Annotated in this window: 4 protein-coding genes; all 4 read left to right on the plus strand. The window is 52.4% G+C overall.

The features are described from left to right. A partial coding sequence (locus OCV63_RS17210) for a VirB4-like conjugal transfer ATPase, CD1110 family (RefSeq protein ID WP_416862067.1) occupies positions 1-787 on the plus strand: 787 nt, incomplete at its 5' end. Continuing rightward, complete coding sequence (locus OCV63_RS17215; RefSeq protein ID WP_470365375.1) at positions 787-1,167, plus strand: DUF3851 domain-containing protein; 381 nt, start codon at positions 787-789, stop codon at positions 1,165-1,167. The genes OCV63_RS17210 and OCV63_RS17215, both read left to right, overlap by 1 nt. Then, positions 1,160-2,896, plus strand: a complete 1,737-nt coding sequence (locus tag OCV63_RS17220) for a C40 family peptidase (protein ID WP_158365432.1) — start codon at positions 1,160-1,162, stop codon at positions 2,894-2,896. The genes OCV63_RS17215 and OCV63_RS17220 overlap by 8 nt, the downstream gene beginning before the upstream one ends. 28 nt (positions 2,897-2,924) lie before the next feature. Continuing rightward, a partial coding sequence (locus OCV63_RS17225) for a DUF4315 family protein (protein ID WP_158365434.1) occupies positions 2,925-3,040 on the plus strand: 116 nt, incomplete at its 3' end.

The following is a 3,040-nucleotide window of genomic DNA, read 5'->3' on the forward strand; positions in this document are numbered from 1 at the left end:
CCTCAGCTTGTGTGAGCTGATCGTGGGCGGTAAGGAGGGCTTGCAGCCGGTGCAGAAAACCATTATTGACCGTTGTGTACGGTTGGTTTACAACGAATATCTCAATGACCCGAAGCCGGAGAATATGCCGATTTTGGAGGACCTTTATAACCTGTTGCGGGAGCAGGAAGAAAAAGAAGCTCAGTACATTGCAACGGCATTGGAAATCTATGTAACGGGTTCGTTGAATGTGTTTAATCATCAGAGCAATGTGGACATTGATAACCGGATTGTCTGCTACGACATCAAGGAACTGGGCAAGCAGCTTAAAAAAATCGGTATGCTGGTGGTACAGGATCAGGTGTGGAACCGCGTTACCATCAACCGTGCCGCTCACAAGTCTACCCGCTACTACATCGACGAGATGCACCTGCTTTTGAAGGAGGAACAGACCGCTGCTTATACGGTAGAAATTTGGAAGCGATTCAGAAAATGGGGCGGCATCCCCACCGGAATCACGCAGAACGTCAAAGATCTGCTTTCCAGCCGCGAGGTGGAAAATATCTTTGAAAATTCCGACTTCGTGTATATGCTCAACCAGGCAGGCGGAGACCGTCAGATCCTCGCCAAGCAACTGGGGATTTCCACGCACCAGCTTAGCTATGTGACCCACTCCGGTGAGGGCGAGGGCCTGCTGTTTTATGGCTCTACAATCCTGCCTTTCGTGGATCACTTCCCGAAGAATACCGAGCTTTACCGCATTATGACCACCAAACCCCAGGAACTGAAAAAGAAGGAGGATGAATGATGATGAACCCCAACATTTTGAATAAAAACCCGCTGATGTTTTTTGACAGGGCGGTAAATGCCCAGCGCAACCAGTTGCTTACGGTCATGGCCGATGCGGTAAGTGAGTGCCGCACGGCGGCAGATCAGGCAGCCGAACTGAATGAGACCGGTCAGGTGGGGCTTCTCCGTCTGGCAGAGGTCTGGAGCGCCATTCGTGCTAAAGAAGGTATGGGCGGCCTGAGTCTGGAAGGAACAGAGGCGAAGATCCTGTCCGATGTGGTGGCACAGTTTTATGCCTACCTGTCCGGCTGTATGTTCAACGATCCTGTGGGAATGGCCATTTATGCAGAGCTGCACTACATGATGTCCTCCCTCATGCTGGGAGAATGGTTTGAATAAAGAGCCGCGCCTGCGCTTTACTGATGAGGAACGGTCTGATCCTGCACTGGAAAAGCCGATCCGTAAAGCGGAGAAAGCTGCGGCCAGAGCAGATAAGGCGCAGGCCAATATCCCAAAGAAAAAGGTCAGGCAGACGGTCATTGACCCGGATACCGGAAAAAAGACCTCGAAGCTGACCTTTGAGGACAAGAAAAAGCCACCTTCCAAAGTTTCTCAAGGAGTCAGGGAAGCTCCCGTCCATCTGGTCGCAGGCAAGCTCCACAAAGAGATCCGGGAAACAGAGCAGGACAATGTGGGCGTGGAAAGCGCCCACAAGTCCGAGGAAGCGGTGGAGACCGGCGCTTATCTGGTGCGGGAGGGCTATCGCAGCCACAAGCTGAAGCCGTACCGCAAAGCAGCCCAGGCAGAGCGTCAACTGGAAAAGGCAAATGTAAATGTTCTGTACCAGAAATCTTTGCAGGAAAATCCCCAGTTTGCCAGCAACCCTCTTTCCCGCTGGCAGCAAAAACAGGCCATCAAAAAGCAGTATGCCGCCGCCAAACACGCCGGTCAGACTGCCGGAAATACCGCCCAGGCTGCATCCAAAACCGGAAAAGCCGCAAGGACGGTAAAAGAAAAGGTACAGCAGGCAGGGGCATTCGTCATGCGCCACAAGAAGGGTTTCCTGATGGCAGGGGTTTTGTTCCTCATTACCTGTATGCTGATGAATACCATGTCCTCCTGCTCCATGATGGCGCAGAGCATCGGTTCCGTTCTCTCCGGCACCACCTATCCGTCGGATGACCCGGAAATGCTGGCGGTGGAGGCAGATTATGCAGCCAGAGAAGCCCAGTTGCAGGAGGAAATCGACAACATAGAAAGCAGCCACCCAGGGTATGACGAGTATCGCTATGACCTTGGTATGATCGGTCATGACCCTCATGAGCTGGCAGCATTTCTGTCTGCCGTTTTGCAAGGCTACACCCGGCAGAGCGCTCAGGCAGAGCTGGCGCTTGTGTTTGCAGCACAGTATCAGCTGACGCTTACTGAGGAAGTGGAGATTCGCTACCGCACGGAGACCTCCACCGACCCGGAGACCGGCGAGACCACCTCAGAAGAAGTCCCCTATGAGTATTACATTTTGAATGTGAAACTCACCAGCAAGCCCATTTCCGCTGTGGCGTCGGAGTTACTGACCCCGGAGCAGATGGAAATGTATCAGGTTTACCGGCAGACCATGGGCAATAAGCCGCTGTTGTTTGGCGGTGGTTCCCCTGACATGAGCAATTCCGAGGACTTGACCGGTGTACAGTTTGTAAATGGAACCCGTCCCGGAAATCCGCAGTTGGTGGAGCTGGCCAAGCGTCAGGTCGGCAATGTGGGCGGCTATCCTTATTGGAGCTGGTATGGCTTTGACAGCCGCGTGGAGTGGTGCGCCTGCTTTGTATCCTGGTGTTATAACCAGGCTGGAAAAAGTGAACCGCGCTTTGCAGGCTGTGAGTGGCAGGGCGTTCCGTGGTTCCAGTCTCATGGACAATGGGGTGCAAGAGGCTATAACAATCTGGCTCCCGGAGATGCAATTTTCTTTGATTGGGATTTGGATGGGACAGCAGACCATGTGGGTATCGTGATCGGTACGGATGGCAGCCGTGTTTATACGGTGGAGGGAAATTCCGGCGATGCCTGCAAGATCAAAAGTTATGACCTGAATTATCAAAGTATTAAGGGCTACGGCCTGATGAACTGGTAACAGACTTTGTGGAAAGGAGTGAACGGTTATGGCAAAAAACAAAATTGAACGTATCGACCAGAAAATTGAGAAAACCCGTGAGAAGATTGCGGAATATCAGGAAAAGCTCAAGACCCTGGAAGCACAGAAAACGGAGGCAGAGAA

The sequence above is a fragment of the Laedolimicola ammoniilytica genome, assembly GCF_025567165.1.
GTDB lineage: Bacteria > Bacillota > Clostridia > Lachnospirales > Lachnospiraceae > Laedolimicola > Laedolimicola ammoniilytica.